Annotated in this window: 8 protein-coding genes; 5 read left to right on the top strand and 3 right to left on the bottom strand. The window is 72.2% G+C overall.

Annotated features, from left to right (window positions below; genetic code table 11):
- Positions 1-328: 328 nt before the first annotated feature.
- Together POL72_RS00935 and POL72_RS00940 are read right to left on the bottom strand one after the other, a co-directional pair.
- Positions 329-6,028 (bottom strand): AAA family ATPase, encoded by a 5,700-nt coding sequence (locus POL72_RS00935; RefSeq protein WP_272092992.1) that lies wholly within the window; start codon positions 6,026-6,028, stop codon positions 329-331.
- 301 nt (positions 6,029-6,329) lie between these two features.
- Complete coding sequence (locus POL72_RS00940; RefSeq protein WP_272092993.1) at positions 6,330-8,282, bottom strand: phosphoenolpyruvate carboxykinase (GTP); 1,953 nt, start codon at positions 8,280-8,282, stop codon at positions 6,330-6,332.
- A 390-nt stretch (positions 8,283-8,672) separates the two neighbouring features.
- On the opposite strand from POL72_RS00940, the gene POL72_RS00945 reads away from it, so the two are divergent.
- On the top strand, positions 8,673-11,456 hold the full coding sequence (locus tag POL72_RS00945; RefSeq protein WP_272092994.1) for a bifunctional serine/threonine-protein kinase/ABC transporter substrate-binding protein: 2,784 nt from the start codon (positions 8,673-8,675) through the stop codon (positions 11,454-11,456).
- Positions 11,457-11,611: 155 nt separating this feature from the next.
- On the opposite strand, the gene POL72_RS00950 is transcribed toward POL72_RS00945, so the two are convergent.
- Complete coding sequence (locus tag POL72_RS00950; RefSeq protein WP_272092995.1) at positions 11,612-13,573, bottom strand: DUF6345 domain-containing protein; 1,962 nt, start codon at positions 13,571-13,573, stop codon at positions 11,612-11,614.
- Between the two features lie 229 nt (positions 13,574-13,802).
- On the opposite strand from POL72_RS00950, the gene POL72_RS00955 reads away from it, so the two are divergent.
- From POL72_RS00955 to POL72_RS00970, 4 genes are read left to right on the top strand one after another with little or no spacing between them, the layout of a single operon-like run.
- On the top strand, positions 13,803-14,915 hold the full coding sequence (locus POL72_RS00955) for a polyprenyl synthetase family protein (RefSeq protein ID WP_272092996.1): 1,113 nt from the start codon (positions 13,803-13,805) through the stop codon (positions 14,913-14,915).
- Positions 14,912-15,874, top strand: coding sequence for a mevalonate kinase (gene mvk, locus POL72_RS00960; protein ID WP_272092997.1), 963 nt, complete (start codon positions 14,912-14,914; stop codon positions 15,872-15,874). Before POL72_RS00955 ends, mvk begins: the two co-directional genes overlap by 4 nt.
- Positions 15,871-16,878 (top strand): diphosphomevalonate decarboxylase, encoded by a 1,008-nt coding sequence (mvaD, locus tag POL72_RS00965; RefSeq protein WP_272092998.1) that lies wholly within the window; start codon positions 15,871-15,873, stop codon positions 16,876-16,878. Before mvk ends, mvaD begins: the two co-directional genes overlap by 4 nt.
- Entirely contained in the window at positions 16,875-17,876 is a 1,002-nt protein-coding gene (locus tag POL72_RS00970; protein ID WP_272092999.1) for a hypothetical protein, read from the top strand. The genes mvaD and POL72_RS00970 overlap by 4 nt, the downstream gene beginning before the upstream one ends.
- Positions 17,877-18,019 lie beyond the last annotated feature (143 nt).

The following is an 18,019-nucleotide window of genomic DNA, read 5'->3' on the forward strand; positions in this document are numbered from 1 at the left end:
GGTCTAGCAGGACCTAGGGGCTTCCGTCGACTCGGGCGCAGTCGAGCCCGCGCGCCTCGCCGGCACGACCCGGCCACACCACCGGCATATGCGCACGGCGCCCGCCGGGCGCCGTGTTCCCGGTCACCGCCTCCGACGGTCGTGCCGCCCCAGGCCCCCTCTATCGATAGACGACCATGGGGGAGGCCCGCCAGTTCTGCGGTGCGCCTCGCAGGTCCCGGCGTTCGGGATCGCCGTGCTCTCGTGCACGGCTCGCCCGGCAGGGCCGGGCCCACCGCGGTCGAGAACCGCCGCGCGTCGCCAGGCCGCGAACCCGTGACCGCCCCGTTCAGCCCGGTAGGGAGCCCGGCTCGGCCCCGCGCGGCGGTCCGGTCCGCGGCAGCTCGACGATGAACGTCGCCCCGGCGCCGAGCGCGCTCTCGACGCGGATCGAGCCGCCGTGCGCCTCCGCGATCCGGCGGCTGATGTACAGGCCGAGCCCCAGCCCGCCGTAGTGCCTGTCCGACACCGCGCGCTCGAACCGCTCGAAGATCTGCGCCTGACGCGCCGGGTCGATCCCGATCCCGTGATCCCGGACCGAGAGCCGCGCCGCCCCCGCCTCCTCGCCGATGGCGATCTCCACAGGCTTGCCCGCCCCGAACTTGATCGCGTTGGCGAGCAGGTTCGAGACGATCTGGTCCACGCGGGAACCATCCCAGAGGCCCACGACCCGGCCGCCCTCCCGCAGCGAGACCGCACACCCGGCGCGCGCCAGATCCAGCTTGAACCGCGCGAGCGCGTCGCGGACGACCTCCCCGAGGTCGACCTCCGCCACATCGAGCCTCAGCCGAGCCGCGTTGATCCGCGAGACGTCGAGCAGCTCGCTGTTCAGGCGGGTCAGGCGCGCCGCCTGCCGCAGCGCGCGGTCGACCCGCCTGCGCATGGCCTGCGGATCCCACGTGCGACCCGACTGGAGGGCTCGATCCACGGCCTCGAGCGTGAGCGTGAGCGACGTCATCGGCGTGTTGAGCTCGTGCGTCGCCACCGTCAGGAACTCGTCCCGCACGCAGACGGCATCCTGGGCAGCGCGGTAGAGCTGCGAATTGTCTATCGCGATCGCCGCCCGGCGCGCCACTTCCTGCACCAGCGCGAGATCGGCCTCCCCGTAGCGATGCCCCGGCACACACGAGACGATGTTCAGCACGCCGATCCTCTGTCCTCGCGCCACCAGCGGCACGATGATCGAGCTCACCGCCCCGAGCTCGCGGATGAGCCTCGCGTGCCCGTCGTCCTCGGCGTATTCCCGGAGGACCTCTTCGGAGAGCTCGGGGAACAGGAGCGGCTCACCGCCCCGCAGGGCCTTGAGCGCCGGGTGAGGCGAATCCCAGCCAGGCGGATACCGCCGCTGTAGCTCCGCGAGCAACGACTCCTTCGCAGCGTCTCGGTGCGCCCACGAGAGCCGGCGGATCACCCCGCCCTCCACGAGGTCGATGATGCACCAGTCGCAGAACGTTCGCACCGACAGCCGCGCGATGCGCGACAGCGTCTCTCCGTAATCGAGCGACCCGGAGAGGATGTCCCCGGCCTCCGCCAGGAAGGCTGCGCGCCGCTCCGCCGCCTCGGCCGCGTTCCGCGCCGACTGCTCCCTGGAGAGCAGCCGCGCGTTCTCCAGCGAGATCGCCGCCTGCGTGGCCAGGAGCGAGAGGGCGGTGAGCCGCTCCGGCGTGAATGCGCCGGCGAGAAGGTCGTTCTCGAGGTAGAGCAGGCCCGCCACCTCGGACCGCCTCAGGATGGGCGCGCAGAGGAGCGATCTGGGCCTGCGCCGCGCGAAGTAATCGTCGCTGGAGAACTTGCCCGCGTCCGCGATCGCGTCGTGCAGGATGACGCGCTCCTTCGTCCGTTGTACGTAGCGGACGAGCGACATGGGGACGCGCCGCGAGACGTCCTCTGTCGAACGCGAGAGGACGGTCGTCGCCGCCCCGCGCTCTTCGAGGGTCGCCTCGGCTTCGATGGAGAGGCGCTCGCCCTGAGCCACGACGAGGCAAGCTCGCTGCGCGCCGCCCTGCTCGAGGACGACCGTGAGCAGCGTACACAGGAGCCTGTCGAGGACGATGTCGCTCGAGATGGCCTGCGACGCCTTGAGCACCGAGAGCAGGTCGATCTCCTCGGACCGCGCCGCGAAGGTGGCGCTGTGAGGGTTCGTCCTCGCCTCCCAGAGTCGAGGATTCCGCTGCTCGATCTGCTTGACCTTGCCGTCCGCCCCCCAGCGCGCGTAGCAGGCGCGGGCCTCGCGGAGGTACGTGGCGGCGAATACGTCGAACCCTCGCGCCAGGTAGAACCTCGACGCGACCTCGTACGCGAGCGCCTCGCCGTGGACGAAGCCGCTGTCGCGCGCAGCGCGGATCGCCGCTTCGTAGAGGAGCTCTGCGTCGAGAGCCCGCCCCTCGAGGCGCGCGATCTCGGCGCCGATCAGCGCGGCGCGGCTGCCGAAGTTCTCGGGGCAGCTCGAAGCCCAGACCTCCAGCTGCTCGTGGTGGGCGGCGAGCGCCGCGAGGTGCTGGCGCCGCTCGTCGTTCGACGCGGGCGCCACCTCGCAGCACGCCGCCCGCGCGAGCGCGCCATAGAAATGGTAGTCGGTCACGTTGAGGAACGACCGCACCGCCCAGAGGAGCCGCTCCACCTTCATCGCCACGGCGAGGGCAGAAGCGTAGTGGCCGGCGTGAAAGTGCGCCTGGAGCCTGCAGATCCAGTACCAGCAGGCGGCGACCGAGAGGCGCGGATCGCTCTCCAGGTGCCGCTCGAACCTGGCCTCGTCAAAGCTCACGTCATTGAAGGAGGAGAAGCTGGGCGTCAGACCGCGGAGGCACCGGATGAGCTGCAGCTGCGCGACGATGCAATCGATGATGAGACCGAACCTCGCCTTCCGTACGAACGCGAGCGAGCTCTCGGCTTCGTGCTGCACGTCCCCGAGCGGCTCCGCCTTGGCGAGCCGCATCACGAGAGAGGCATTGCGGGCAAAGGCCGCGAACGTGAGGTCACCGGCCTCGCTCGCCATGTCGAAGACGCGCCGCATGAGCTCGATGCTGGTGCGCACGTGCCTCGTCCAGGGATTGACCAGGGAGCCGAAGTCCAGGTAGACGCGGGCCTTGAAGCGGTCGAGCCCATGCTTGTCCACCAGATCGAGGCCGAGCTTGCCGAAGCGGTACCCCGCGCGGTAGTCGCCGAAGCGCGAGCCGAGGACCACGCCGACATGGACATAGCCGAAGCACGATCCGTCGCTGTTGCCGTGCTCGAGGCTCAGGTTCGCCATGCGACCGACGAAGAGGCTGTGCAGCTTCTGGTCGGTGAACAAGGCCGGCGCCTGGCCCCAGTTGAGGATATCCATGATCGCGCGAATCGCCGGATCGGTCATCGGGCGCAAGTCCACGAGCGCCTCGATCGGCCGGCTCCCGAGCTGATCCCACAGCCGCTCGTACTCCTTTTGGACCTCCTCCTCCGTCGGGTGCGGCGACCACGTGACGCCGACGCGCCGCAGGACCTCGAGGCAGATCTCGACGGCGAGCTCGCTCCGATCCAGCGTCGTGTAGAGGTCCACGCGCACACACGCGACCGCTGCCGCGTCGACGAGGCTCCCTGCGCGGCGCGAGAGCATCGAGAGCCGCTCCTCCGCCGCCCCGAGCTCCCCGGTCAGGTACTCGCACTCGGCCCGGCGCAGCTCGAGCGCGAAGGCGAGCTCGTACTGCTGCTCCCAGCGGTCTTTCTCCAGGAACGCGGCGCCGGCGACGAGGTAGGTGAGCGCCGAGGCGAAGGCCGCCGACGCCATGGCGCGCCTGCCGGCAACGAGGTTGAGCCTGGCGCATCGCTCTCGCTCCTCCCGTGACGTGATCAGCGGAGCGCCGCGGTCGAGCTGATTGACGATCTCGAAGATCTTCTCCTCGAGCTCCTCCGGCGCCGTACGAGCGGCGAGCAGCCTGCCTATCCCGAGGTGCGCCTCCGCCCGCTCGCCTTCGGGGATGAGCGAATAGGCCGCCTCCTGCACCCGATCATGGATGAATTTGTACGAGCTGGGGAGGCGCTGGACGAGCCCCGCCGAGACGGCCTCCCACAGGTCCGCGTGCGCGTCCTGCTCCGTGCGCCCGCGGACCATCGCGAGGAGGGCGACCTCCGCGGTGCTCCCCAGACAGGCGAGCTGCTGCAGCGCCCTCTGGGTGCTCCGAGAGAGCCGCACGAGCTTGCCGGCCATCAGGTCGACCACGTTGTCGGTGAAGCCCTTTCCGCGGATCCTCGCCACGTCCCACCGGAAGGCCTCGGCACCCTCGTCGAACTCGATCAGCCGCTCTTCGTGCAGCGCGGTGAGGAACTGGATCGCGAAGAAGGGGTTGCCGCCCGTCTTTTCGTGGACGAGGTCCGAGAGCGGCGCGGCGTCCTCGGCGCTGCAGTGGAGCGCGTCGCTGACGAGCGCGCCGAGGTGCTCTCGGGAGAGCGGGCCGAGCGCGATGTCCGAGATGCGCGCGCCCTCCTTGCGCACCTGGTCGAGCGCCAGCATGAGCGGGTGCGAGGGGCTCACCTCGTTGTCGCGGTACGCGCCGATCACGAGGAGGTGGCGCGTCTCGGGGTGCGTCAACAGATCGCCAAGGAGCCCGAGGCTCGCCGAATCGGTCCACTGGAGATCATCGAGGAAGAGCGCGAGGGGGTGCTCCTGCCGGGCGAACACCCCGATGAAGTGCCGGAACGCGACGCGGAACCGGTTCTGCGCCTCGGCCGGCGGGAGCTCGGGGACCGGAGGCTGCCGGCCGATGACGAGCTCGATCTGGGGGATCACCTCCACGATGAGCTGTGCGCTGCCCCCGAGCGCGCCGAGCAATCGCTGCCGGAAGGCCGCGATCCGGTGCTCGCTCTCGGCGAGGATCTCGAGCACGAGCTCCCGGAACGCCTGGACGAGCGTGGAATAAGGGATGTCGCGCTTGTATTTGTCGAACTTGCCCGAAAGAAACAGGGCTCGTTCCCGGACGATCGGCCTGTAAAGCTCGTGGACCAGCGTCGACTTGCCGATGCCGGAATAGCCGAAGACCAGGACGAGCTCGGGGGAGCCCGTGTCCACCACGCGCTCGAACGCGCGGCGCAGAGCGGCCACGTCGTCCTCGCGGCCGTAGAGCTTCTGAGGGACCTGGAAGCGACCGGAGACATCGCGCTCGGCCAGCGGGAACGGCTCGATCCTGCCGGTCGTTCGCCACTGCGCCGCGCACCGCTCGAGGTCGTTCTTGAGGCCGCGGGCGGTCTGGTAGCGATCCTCCGCCATCTTGGCCAGGAGCTTCAGGACGAGCGCCGAGAGCACCTCGGGCAGCTCCGGCACCAGCGCCGAGGGCGCCGGCGGGGCGCGGGCGACGTGGCAGTGCACCCACTCGAGCGGGTCCCGCGCCTCGAACGGCAGGCGCCCGGTGAGCATCTCGTAGAACGTCACGCCGAGCGCGTAGAGGTCGGCGCGGCTGTCGATACCCCGGTTCATTCGCCCCGTCTGCTCAGGAGACAGGTACGGCAACGACCCCTCGATCAGCCGCGGGGGCCCTGCCGGCGGCTGCTCGCGGGAGAGGCGGGACGCGAGGCCGAAATCGGCGATCTTCACCTGACCGGTGGTTGCGTTGACGAGGATGTTCTGCGGCTTGAGATCCTTGTGGATGACGTCCCGCTCATGGATCACCGCCACGCAGGCCGCGATGCGGACCGCGATGTCGAGGAACCGCGCAGGGTTCATGGGCGCCCCGATGAAGTGATCGAGCGACTCGCCGCCGAAGTCCTCCACGACGAGCGCCGGAAGCCCCTCGTACGTCTCGAGGGCGAGCGGCGCCACGACGGCCTCGTGGTCCAGCAGCTTGCCGATCGCGTACTCGTGCTTCAGGCGCTCGATGTCCTGCGGGCGGCTGCGCCTCGGGTCGAGGACCTTCAAGACCACCGGGACGCCATCCGCGCTCCGGAGCGCGCGCAGCAGGCTGACCCGCTGCCCCTCGTGAAGGGTCTCGGTGACCAGGTAGGAGGGAGCGCTTACGTCCATGGGGAGCCCCCTGCGGAAGACGCGCCACGAAGCGTTGGAGTCTGGCTGTCCGGCAGGACATGGGGGCAGCTGTCGACCCAGGCGCGGTCGAGCCCGCGCGCCTCGCCGAGACGACCCGACCCCGCCGGCGGCGTGAGCGCGTGGCGCCCGCCGGGCGCCGCGTTCCCGGTCACCGCCTCCGACGGTCGTGCCACCCAACGCCCCCTCTATCGATAGACTACCACGGGGGGAGGCACGTCCATTCCGAGGCGCGCCTCTCGCTGGGTGCTCACCGCGCGGGCGCGCTCACCCGAGGAGGCCTCTACGCGCCGGGCTCGTCGATGTCGTCGTGGTCCTCGTGCTCCTCGAGGTAGCGCTCGGGCGCGAGCTCCCACCGCTCGGGCGAGCGCCAGAGCTGCGACAGGAGCAGCTCGCGCATCAGCAGGATCTCCTTGGGCAGCCGGTCGTAGAGCCGCTCGAAGAGCTCCCCGTGCGAGCCGAACTCGACCTTCCACGCCTCGCGGTCGACCGCCATCAGCTGGTAGAACTGCTCCTTCGAGAAGCGGTCCATGCCCCGCCACTCGATGTCTTCGTAGCGCGGCATCCAGCCGAGCGGGCTCTCCTCCGCGAAGCCGCGGCCGTGCACGCGGTCGACGATCCACTTGAGGACGCGCATGTTCTCCCCGAAGCCCGGCCAGAGGAAGTTGCCCTGGTCGTCCTTGCGGAACCAGTTCACCGCGAAGATGCGGGGCGGATTGACGATCTGGCGCCCCATCTGCAGCCAGTGGTTGAAGTAATCGCCCATGTGGTAGCCGCAGAAGGGCAGCATCGCCATCGGGTCGCGGCGCACCTGGCCGATGGTGCCGGCGGCCGCGGCCGTCATCTCCGAGCCGATCGTCGCGGCCGTGTAGACGCCGAAGCTCCAGTTGAACGACTGGACGACGAGCGGCACCGTCGTCGCCCGCCGCCCGCCGAAGACGATCGCGCTGATGGGCACCCCGTTCGGATCGTCCCAGCGCGCATCGATCGACGGACACTGCGACGCAGGCGTCGTGAAGCGCGCGTTCGGGTGCGCCGCCTTGCGGCCGCAGTCCGGGGTCCAGTGCTTCCCCTGCCAGTCGGTGAGCTCCGGCGGCGGCTCGTCGGTCATCCCTTCCCACCAGACGTCTCCGTCGGGCGTGAGCCCCACGTTGGTGAAGATCGTCCCCTTCCGGATGGTCGCCATCGCGTTCGCGTTCGACTTCTCCGACGTCCCGGGGGCCACGCCGAAATAGCCCGCCTCGGGGTTGATCGCATAGAGCTGCCCGTCCCGCCCCGGCTTCATCCAGGCGATGTCGTCGCCCACCGTCGTGACCTTCCAGCCCGCGAACGCCTTCGGCGGGATGAGCATGGCGAAGTTCGTCTTGCCGCACGCGCTCGGGAAGGCCGCGGCCACATACGTCTTCTCGCCCTTCGGCGACTCGACCCCCAGGATCAGCATGTGCTCCGCGAGCCACCCCTGCTCCCGGCCGAGGACCGAGGCGATGCGCAGCGCGAAGCACTTCTTGCCGAGCAACGCATTGCCGCCATAGCCGCTCCCGTAGGACCAGATCAGCCGCTCTCCCGGGAAGTGGACGATGTACTTGTGCTCCGCGTTGCACGGCCACGGCACGTCGGCCTGCCCCGGCGCGAGGGGCATGCCGACCGAGTGCAGACAGGGGACGAAATCGCCGTCGCCGAGCGCCTCGAGCACCTTGCGCCCCATGCGCGTCATGATCCGCATGCTCGCGGCGACGTACGGCGAGTCGCTGAGCTCCACGCCGATGTGCGAGTAAGGCGAGCCGATCGGGCCCATGCTGAAGGGGATGACGTAGAGCGTGCGCCCCCGCATCGACCCGGCGAAGAGCCGGCGCAGCGTGGCCTTCATCTCCTGCGGCTCGGCCCAGTTGTTCGTGGGGCCGGCGTCCTGCTTTCGCCGGCTACAGATGAACGTGCGGTCTTCGACCCGCGCGACGTCGCTCGGGTCCGAGCGCGCGAGGTAGCTGTCCGGGCGCTTCTCCGGGTTCAGGCGGATGAGCGTGCCCGCCTTGACCATCTGGTCGCACAGCGCGTCGTACTCCTCCTTCGAGCCGTCGCACACGTGCACGTTGTCCGGCTGGCACAGCGCGACGACCTCGGCGATCCATTGCCTGAGCTTCTCGTTCGCGATCTTCGCCCGCAGGCCGGGGATCGACACCGGCGGCGGCGGCTCCGAGTGGAACGAGCTCTGGCTGTTCTGGCTGGCTGCTACGGACACTTGCGTACCCTCCTGGCTCTCTGGGTCGAACGCGCTCTGCAAAGCGCAGGCCCTGCCCGCCCTCGACGCCAATTCTGGCCGAAATGCGGCCGCGAGGCTGCACTGATTCTTCCTGAGCCCGATCGCTACAGCAGGGCTGCGCGCACGAGGTGCGCCCCGGGGGCGAGCCCTGCGCCATGCGCTGGCTCGTCGAGCAGCCCGAAACCCGCCCGAAATCTGTCCCCCGGGCGTGACGCCCCTTCTCCGAGAGGAACAGCTTCCTCCTGAGCTCCCATGTCGCGCGGATACGTGTGCTTGGACGTGGGTGACGCGGGTGACGCGGGTGACGAGGACGACGCCGGCGGCCTGCCGTGATCCAGCCCACGGAGGCGTTGACAAGGATAACCGGCTTTGCTCACATACCCAGTCCGCTCGGAGCATCGCGCGTCCCTGGGGACGGCCGGTAACATGGTGGGCACGGGTCAAGACACCTCGGACGCGGAGCCGACCCAGGCGGCGATCCTGGGCAAGTACCGGCTGATCGCGAAGCTCGGCCGGGGCGGGATGGGGGACGTGTTCCTGGCGATCGCGCGGGGGCCGGGGTCCTTCAACAAGCTCGTCGTTGTCAAGCGCCATCGCGGCGTGGGCGGAGACGGCGAGAAGGTCGTCGCCATGTTCCTGGACGAGGCGAAGCTGTCCGCCCGCCTCAACCATCCCAACATCGTCCAGACCTACGAGGTCGATCACGACGACGACGGCTACTTCACCGTGATGGAGTACCTGGAGGGCCAGCCGCTCAGCGCGCTCATGAGGGCGGTGGCCGAGGGGGAGCCGGGCGCCGCGGGCTTCACGCGCGGCGTCTGGGTCAGGATCGTGGCCGACCTCTTGAGCGGCCTCCACTACGCGCACGAGCTCCGCGATTACGACGGCGCGCCGCTCGGCATCGTCCACCGCGACGTCTCCCCGCACAACATCTTCGTCACGTACGACGGCGCGGTGAAGCTGCTCGATTTCGGCATCGCCAAGGCGTCGATCAACGCCGACCTCACCGAGACCGGGAAGCTGAAGGGCAAGACCTCGTACATGGCGCCGGAGCAGGCCGTCGGCAGCGGCTCGACCGATCGGCGGGCCGACATCTTCGTCGCGGGGATCGTGCTCTGGGAGCTCCTCACGCGGGAGCGGCTCTTCGGGGGCGACGCCGTGAGCGCGCTCTGGAAGCTGGCGGCCGTGGACGAGATCCCGCGGCCCTCGCTCCTCCGGCCGGACATCCCGCCGGCCCTCGACGCCATCGTGGCGCGGGCGCTCGACCGCGATCCGGCGAAGCGGTTCGCGACCGCGCAGGAGATGCGCGCGGCGCTCGAGGACTACCTGCGCGCGGCGGGCGAGGACGTCGGGTCCGACGAGATCGGCGCGAGCATGCTGGCGGTGTTCGCGGAGCGCCGGGCGAGCATGCAGCGGCAGGTCAAGGCGTACCTCGATCAGAGCGCGCAGGGCGTGGACCGCCCGAGCACGCCCGCCGAGCCCCGCCCCTCTCGCGTGAGCCACTTCGAGGGCGCAGAAGGAAGGCGCATTCAGCCCGTGATCGCCCTCGACGAGGACCTCGGCCAGCGGACCTCGGGGACGCCGGGCCCCGGGCGCCCTGCCTCGGACTCGACGAGCCTGAGATCGAACCCCCGCACGGCCGCCGGGCCTCAGCAGCGCAGCTACTGGATCGGGGCGCTCGGCGCGGCCGCGCTCGTCGCGGCGGCGGCGTTCTCGACGCGCCGCCCTGGTGGGCAGGCGCCAGCCGCCGGCTCCGCCGCGGCCGTGCTCGTCGAGCCGGACGCCGGCGCTCGCTGCACCGGGGTGCTCCGCGTCCGGATCACGACGGGCGACACAGGGACGGCCACCGACATCTCGCCGCCGTACAACTACGGGGTCTACGACTACCTGCGTCACCTCAACGACAGTCAGGGAGGGCTCCGGGGCTGTCCCATCGACGTCGACATGAAGGACGCGCAGTACGACCCCGCCAAGACGGAGGAGGTCATCGAGGCGTGGCGGCAGCAGCCCGGGTGGAGCGAGGTCTCCACGCTGTTCGTGTTCGGCACCGGGCCGACCACCCGTGTCGCCCCGAGGCTCATGGAGGAGAAGAAGCTCATCATTCCCGGCTCGTACGCCGGCTCGCTCGCCACGCCGGTGCCCATCTCGGCGGACGTCTCCCATGCCGAGTTCAACGCCCTGGGCCAGAGCGCCGCCGCGACAGAGCACAAGACGAGCCCTGGATACCCCTACATCTTCTTCCCGGCGACGGACTACTCGACCGCCATCCGCATCGGCATCAAGGCCGCATGGAAGATCGCGCCCGGGCGCATCGCGATGGTGCACGACACCATCGACAAGTGTCTTTACTGCGTCGATCCGCTCGCCGCGGGCAAAGCCTACGTGGAGGAGCTGCCCGGGATGATGCTCGGCGAGGATCTGATCGTCCCGCAGACGTCGTCCCTCGAGGATGAGGGGCGCATCGTCGACGCGGTGCTCGGCTACGTGAAGCGCGAGATCGAGAAGAAGCGGGCGGACCCGTCGTATGTGCCGACGAGCTGGTTCTGGGCCGGCAACAGCGTCCTCCCCTCGTCCTTCGTCGGGAAGGGCGCGGCCGCGGCGCAGAAGCTCATCCAGCAGGCGTTCCCGGGGCCGGAGAAGAACCGCTGGCAGCTGCGCGTGATGGCGAACAACTGGGGTATCGGCGAGAGGACCCTGGCGATCTGCGGGGCCGACTGCGCGGGGATCTTTTATGGGCTGTTCCCCGTGCCCGTCTACGGCGACACCCAGCACTCGAGCGGGATGGCGGAGATGCTCCGGATCCACAGGGCCTACCGGGAGAAGGATGGCCACCCGCTGGAGCTGTACCAGGACCAGCCCTACGTCCAGGGCCACGCCGCGGCGCTCATGTGGCGAGAGGCCGTCGAGCGGGCCATCGACGCCGGCCGCACGCACCCGACCGGAGAGGACCTGAAGGCCGCGCTCGAGGGCTTCCAGAACGTGGTGCTCGACGGGATGACGGCGGGGCCCATCTCGTTCAGCGCGAAAGACCATCGGCCGCAGGCGAACGAGTCGGTGTACACGATCGGCGGGGGCGCGGACGGGGGTGGGGTCGGGTTTCGGTTCGTCGATCACTGCTCGATCGAGCTCGATGCGAAGTGGCTCGGGTACTGAGCTGAGCCCGCGCCGCGCTGCCGGGAGTGGCAGAGAGACCCGAGAGAATGGAACCGCCAAGACGCCACGAGACGCCAAGATTTTTCTGTGTTTCTTGGCGTCCTATGGCGTCTTGGCGGTTCCTCTCTTTCCGCGACGAACCTCCCGCAATAGGGCTAGGTCGGCCCAGAGATCCGCCAGAACCCGATCCTCGCCGCCCCCGTCAGATCCGGCCCGACCGGCCCCTTCCCCCAGAAATGGTCATCGTAGTTGGGCACCGTCCACCCCTGCCCGTACGCCCCCATCACCGCGTAGATCACCTCGTCGTCCGGCTGGACCTCGATCGCCGTCGTCACCCACGCCTGCCGCACCGGCGCCGGGCTCTCGTCGTCGAGCAGATAACGCGCGAACTTCGATCCTTCGGTCGTGTCGTCGAACGACTCCGTCGCATAGCCGAGCAGGAGGTGCAGCCCGTCGAACGCGCCCGCCCACCGGTAGCGCCACGCGCCGCCGTCGTCCTGGAGCGGGCCGCAGGCGGCCACCACCATCCACTCCAGGTTGGCGTTGCCCCAGCGGGCGTCGCTGAAATGGAGGACCCGGTCGTTCCTCGCGCTGCAGAACATGAACCCGACGCCGTTCGCGTGCCCCGTGTAGAACGTGAGGTCCACCGAATCCGCGAACGACGCGTCCTGGCCGCCCAGCGCCGGATCCTTGAAATCGACCTCCCACGCGCGCTGATCGCCCCAGTTGAAGCGGGACTCGATTCCCCCCTCCCGGAAGCCCTTCAGCAGCCCATCCACGTTCGCCGCCGAGTGATCGAGGCCGCCGCAGAGCCCGACCCACTCGGCGCCGACCACCGCGCGGCCGTCGTCGATCGGCGGCGGGAGCGGCGGGCGCGCCGCGTCGAGCCCCGTCGCCGCGCGGCCCAACGAGAGCTGCTGCGACGCCGTCGCGACAAGACCGTCGGCGTCCGTGACATAGAGCGAGAGCGTGTCCGTCTCCCCGCGAAGGCCAGAGACGCCAGACACCTTCACCTGCGAGCCGCCTTCTCCCCCTTCACCGACCGAGTCGAGCCCATCGAGCGAGCGCGCCGACGATACCCACCTGTACGTGTATGGAGCAGTACCTCCGGTGACGCTCGCCTCCGCGAGCGCGGTCGCGCCGTCCACACGCACAGAGATCTCGGCCCTCGGAGCGTCTATGACGGCCGGCACGATCCGCTTGCGGACGTCCACCACCTCCCCGCCGACGGTCCGCCGTGCGCTGCACACATAATGGGGCAGGATCCGCCGTACCTCGCGGGACAGCGGCGGCGCGTAATAGACGAGCTCCGGCTCGGCCGCGATCACCGCGCCGCTGCCCAGCGCGCCGGCGCACAGCGCGGGGGCCTCGGAGGCCGGGACGATCGCGACGTCCTCCCCTCGCTCGAGCTCGCGCCGCGCGTAGATCAGGTGGGTCACGGCGCCCTCGCCGTCGAACGTCACGCGGACCTTGGCCCCGGGGCCGATCAGCCGGATCCCCTCGAGCTCGTCGCGAAAGCTCACCTGCGTGTCGAGCTCGGCCCGCGCCACATAACGCCCCTCCGCGTCGACCGCCTCGAGCAGCGAGTGGCCGACGGCGAGCTCGCTCCCGACCGGCAGGCCCGCGGCGTCCAGCGCGGCCCACGCCCGCGCCGCCGCGTCCGGCTCCGGCAAAACCTGCAGCGCCGCGAGCGCCTCGAAATCCAGGGCGTCATCGCCCGCCGACGTGGCGAAGCCGCGCTCGTCGCGGAACCCGGGCGCAGGCGGCGCGTCGGCCTTCCTCGTGGGCAAGCGCTGGAATCGCGCGCCGTCGAGGTAGCGAATCGCGCCGTCGGCCACGAGCGCGGCGGCGCCTCCCCGCGCAGGATCCTCCGCGAGCCCGAGCGCGCCGGCGAGCGCCGACGCCCGCGCGACGTCGGCGCCGCCCCCGATCACGCGGTAGGCGGGCAGGGATCGCGCCTCCCTGCCTGGCGACCCCGCCGCGGGCGACGCCGCGCGGAACACGCCGCGATCGGCGCTCTCCGGGAGATCCTCGCGGGCGTCGCGGCCGCTGCACCCGGCGACGCCGAGGGTCACGAGGAGAAAGACGCCCAACACCCCATCCGGTGATCTCTTCATCAAAGTCTCCCTTTCCCTGCGGCGACGGCGAGGCTCGGCGCGCAACTCCGCACGAGCGATCTCGCAGGGAGCCTCCGCGCGGCGCTCGCGGCCCGCGACGCGAGCACCACGCATTGCACGACCCAAGCCACCTCGGCCGCGCCGCTCCGCGGCGCGACTCTCCGCGCTCCGCGCGCTCTCGGCCGAGATTGACCGCCTCGCGTCCGGCTCCTAGGCTGCCGCGCATTCCATGACAGCGCACACGAAGGACGGAGAGAGCGCGCCCGGCGCCGGCGATCGGACGCTCGAAGGCACGGCGGATCCCGGCGCACGCCTGTTCCTCGACTTCCTCTCCTCCATCCGCCCCCGCGTCGAGGCCGCGCTCGATCAGCGCTGGCGCGACAAGGCGGCCTCCGTGGAGCGCTACGGCCGCGAGGTCGCGGCCATGGTCTCCGAGGCGCGGAGCCTCACGCTGCGCGGCGGCAAGCGGTTCCGCGCGGGGCTGCTCATCGCCGCGTACCAGGGCGTCGCGCCGGACGCGCCGCTCGGCCCCGCGATCGACGCCGGCGCCGCGCTCGAGCTGCTCCAGACGTACCTGCTCATCCAGGACGACTGGATCGACGGCGACACCGTCCGGCGCGGAGACCGCACCGTCCACGTCGCGCTGACCGAGACGCTCGGCGATCCGCACCTCGGGGCCTCGTCCGCGATCCTCGCGGGCGACCTCACCTGGAGCTTCGCGCTGAGCACGCTCGCGGGCGCGGACGCGCCGCCGGAGACGGCGCTCGCGGCCGTCCGGCTGTTCTGCAAGATGCACGAGGACGTCGTGATCGGGCAGCACCTCGACGTGGTCGGCCGGGCCGAGGACGTCGAGCAGATGCACGCGCTCAAGACCGGCAGCTACACGGTGCGGGGCCCGCTCGCGCTCGGCGCCACGCTGGCCGGCGCGCCGGCCGAGACCGTGGCGGCGCTCGAGCGGTTCGCGGCGCCCGTGGGCGTCGCCTTCCAGCTACGCGACGACCTCCTCGGCACCTTCGGGAGCGCCGCCGCGACCGGCAAGCCGGTGGGCAACGACCTGCGCGCCGGCAAGCGCACCGCCGTGCTCGCCTCGGCCGAGGGGCGCCTCGACGCCGCGGGCCGGAGCGCCGTCGAGCGCGCGCTCGGCCGCAAGGACGCGAGCGACGACGCCGTGGCGGCCGCGACGGTCGCGCTCGAGGCGTGCGGCGCGCGGCGCGCCGTCGAGGAGCGGCTCTCCGCCCTGTGCGGCGAGGCCGAGGTCCTCGCGCGCTCGCTGCCGGTGAGCGCGTCGGCCCGGCAGATCCTGTGCGGAGCCGCGAGCGCGCTCCGGTGGACCGGCGCATGACCGAGGCGCTCGGCGAGGCGTCCGGCAAGGTCATCCTGCTCGGCGAGCACGCCGTCGTGTACGGGGCGCCCGCGCTCGCCGCCGGCATCGAGCGCGGCGCCCGCGCGCGGGCGACCCGCTGCTCCGGCGCGAGCGCGCTCCGGCTGGGCGGGCGCGAGCTCCGCGCGGCGCCGGCCGAGGAGGACGTGGCGCGGGCGTTCGCGGCGCTCCTCGGGGCGCTGCCCGACGTCGGCCCGGTGCGCGTCGAGGCGGAGAGCGATCTGCCGCCCGGCGGCGGCCTGGGCAGCTCGGCGGCGCTCGGGGTCGCGATCGCCCGGTCGGTGGCCGCGCTCGCGCCCGCGCCCGCGGCCGCCGCCGTCACCGACGCCGCGGCCGCCTGGGAGCGCGTGTTCCACGGCAACCCGTCGGGCATCGACACGACGGCCGCGGCCCGCGGCGGCTGCTTCCGCTTCACCCGGGCGCACGGCGCGACCTCCATCGCCCCGCGCGACGACCTGTGGCTCTGCGTGGGCTCGACCGGGGTGTCGTCGTCCACGCGCATCATGGTCGAGCTCGTGGCGAGGCTCTTCGAGCGCAAGCCCACGCTGGCCGCGACGTCCATCGCCGGCATCACCGCGCTCGTCGAGAACGCGGCCCTCGCGATCGAGGCGGGCGACGTGGTCGGCCTCGGCCGCCTCATGGACCTGAACCAGATGCTCCTCGCCGGCATGTTCGTCTCGACCGAGGCGATCGAGGCCCTGTGCAAGCTCGCGCGCGAGGCCGGCGCGCTCGGCGCCAAGATCACAGGCGCCGGCGGCGGCGGCTCGGTCATCGCGCTGCTCCCGCCGCCAGGCGGCGGCGCGACGTCGAACGTCGCCGCGGACCGCGTGCTCGCCGCCTGGCGCGACGCGGGGTACAGCGGCTTCGTCACCCGGGTGAAGGCGGGCGTGACGAGGACGGAGCCACAGGAGCAAGCATGACCGTCGTGAGCCGGGCGACCGCGATCGCCCATCCGAACATCGCCCTCGCGAAGTACTGGGGCAAGCGTGCCGATGGCCACAACCTGCCCGCCGTCCCGAGCCTCTCGGTGACGCTCGCCGGGATGGCGACGACGACCGAGGTCGCCTTCGACGCGTCGCTCGATCGCGACGAGCTCCACCTCGGCGGCGCGGCCTTGCCGCCGGACGCGGAGGCGACGCGCCGGGTCGCGGGGCTCCTCGACCGGGTCCGCGCGGCCTCGGGGCGGCGCGAGCGCGCCCGCGTCGTCAGCCGGAACGACTTCCCCACCGCGGCGGGCCTCGCCTCGAGCGCGTCGGCGTTCGCCGCGCTCGCGCTCGCCGCGAGCGCCGCCGCCGGCCTGCCCACCGCGCCTGCGCTGGTGAGCGATCTCGCGAGGAAGACCTCGGTATCGGCCGCGCGCTCCGCGTTCGGCGGCTTCGTCGAGCTCCGCGCCGGCCGCCCCGGGGACGAGGCGCTCGCCGCGACGCCGCTCGCGCCCGAGGACCACTGGCCGCTCGCGGTCGTGATCGCGGTGACGCGCGAGGGCCCGAAGGACGTGGGCTCCAGCGACGGCATGCGGCACACCGCGATGACGAGCCCGTACTTCCCCGCGTGGGTGGACGCCGCGCCGTCGCTCTTCGACGCGGTCCGCGCCGCGGTCCTCGCCCGCGACCTCGCCGCGCTCGGCGCCGCGGCCGAGGCGAGCGCCCTCTGCATGCACGCCTCGAGCATCGCCGCCTCGCCGGGCCTGCTCTACTGGACCGGCGCCACCGTCGAGGTGATCGCCGCGGTGCGGAGGCTCCGCGCCCAGGGAACGCCGGCGTTCTTCACGATCGACGCCGGCCCGCACGTGAAGGTCTTCACGACGCCCGAGGCGCAGGCCGCCGTGGGCGCGGCGCTGCTCGCCGTCCCCGGCGTCCTCCGCACCATCACGGCCGTCCCCGGCGGCGGAGCCCGCCTCGCGCCCTCGTCCGGGGGCGCGTGATCGTCCGCGCGCCTGGCAAGCTCGTCCTCTCGGGCGCCTACGCCGTGCTCGAGGGCGCGCCCGCGCTGGTGGCCGCCGTCGATCGGTACGTCCTCGTCGACCCGGCGCGGCCCGCCGCGCTCGTCACCGAGGAGGTCCAGGCCGCGATCGACGCCGGCGCGCTCGACGCGGCGGCGTGGTTCGACGCGTCCGCGCTCCGCTCGGCGGAGCCTGAGCCGCCTCCGGCCTCACCGGGCGCGCCGCCCCGCGAGGCGAGCCGCAAGCTGGGCCTCGGCTCGAGCGCCGCCATCCTCGTCGCGACGCTCGCCGCGCGCGCCGCGGCGGCCTCGGAAGCGCGGGCGGCGCGCGCGTTCAGCGAGGACCAGCGCGCGCCCGCGTGGGACCCCCGCGCGCTCTTCCTCGCCGCGCTCGCCGCGCACCGGCGCGCGCAGGGCGGAGGCAGCGGCGTCGACGTCGCGGCGAGCGTCTACGGCGGCGTGCTCTGCTGCCGGCTCGGGCCGGGCGGCGAGCTCGACGTGGCGCCGCACGCCCTGCCGGGCGGGCTCGTGATCGAGGTCTTCGCCAGCGACGCCTCGGCGCGCACGAGCGCCATGCTCGAGCGCGTGCGCGCGCTCGCCGCCCGCGAGCCGGAGGCGCACCGCGCGCTGCTCGGCGCGGCCGCCGAGGGGGCGCGCGCCGCGGCCTTTGCCGCGGACGCCCGCGCGCTCGTGGCCGCGCTGGATCGCCAGGTCGACGCGCTCGGCGAGCTCGGCGACCGCTCGGGCGCGCCGATCGTCACCCCCGCGCTCAGGCGCCTCCGCCCTGCCGCGGCCGCCGAGGGGGCAACACTCGCGCCGAGCGGCGCGGGCGGAGGCGACGTCTCCCTCTTCGTCGGCGGCGCGCCGCCCTCGACGGCATGGCTCGCCGCGGCGCGCGAAGCGGGCCTCGAGTGCGTGCCGATGTCGCTCGGCGCCCCCGGCGTCCACGTGCTGGACGCAGCCCGCCCGCTCCGCGCCTGAGCGCGCCCCCTCGTCGATCGTGCGCCGCGCGGTGCCGGAGCGCTTGGCACGGAGCCCGCTCTGCTCGCTCCCGGATCGACCGCGGTGCTGCGCTCGGGCGACGCACCGCGGTCCCCCATGAGGCCTTCGGGACGCGAACAGCA

The organism is Sorangium aterium (assembly GCF_028368935.1).
Classification (GTDB): Bacteria; Myxococcota_A; Polyangia; order Polyangiales; family Polyangiaceae; genus Sorangium; species Sorangium atrum.

Coding starts and splice junctions, on each gene's coding strand:
- mvk (WP_272092997.1), top strand. CDS start 14,912: ATGACCGAGGCGCTCGGCGAGGCGTCCGGCAAGGTCATCCTGCTCGGC.
- POL72_RS00955 (WP_272092996.1), top strand. CDS start 13,803: ATGACAGCGCACACGAAGGACGGAGAGAGCGCGCCCGGCGCCGGCGAT.
- POL72_RS00935 (WP_272092992.1), bottom strand. CDS start 6,028: ATGGACGTAAGCGCTCCCTCCTACCTGGTCACCGAGACCCTTCACGAG.
- POL72_RS00950 (WP_272092995.1), bottom strand. CDS start 13,573: ATGAAGAGATCACCGGATGGGGTGTTGGGCGTCTTTCTCCTCGTGACC.
- mvaD (WP_272092998.1), top strand. CDS start 15,871: ATGACCGTCGTGAGCCGGGCGACCGCGATCGCCCATCCGAACATCGCC.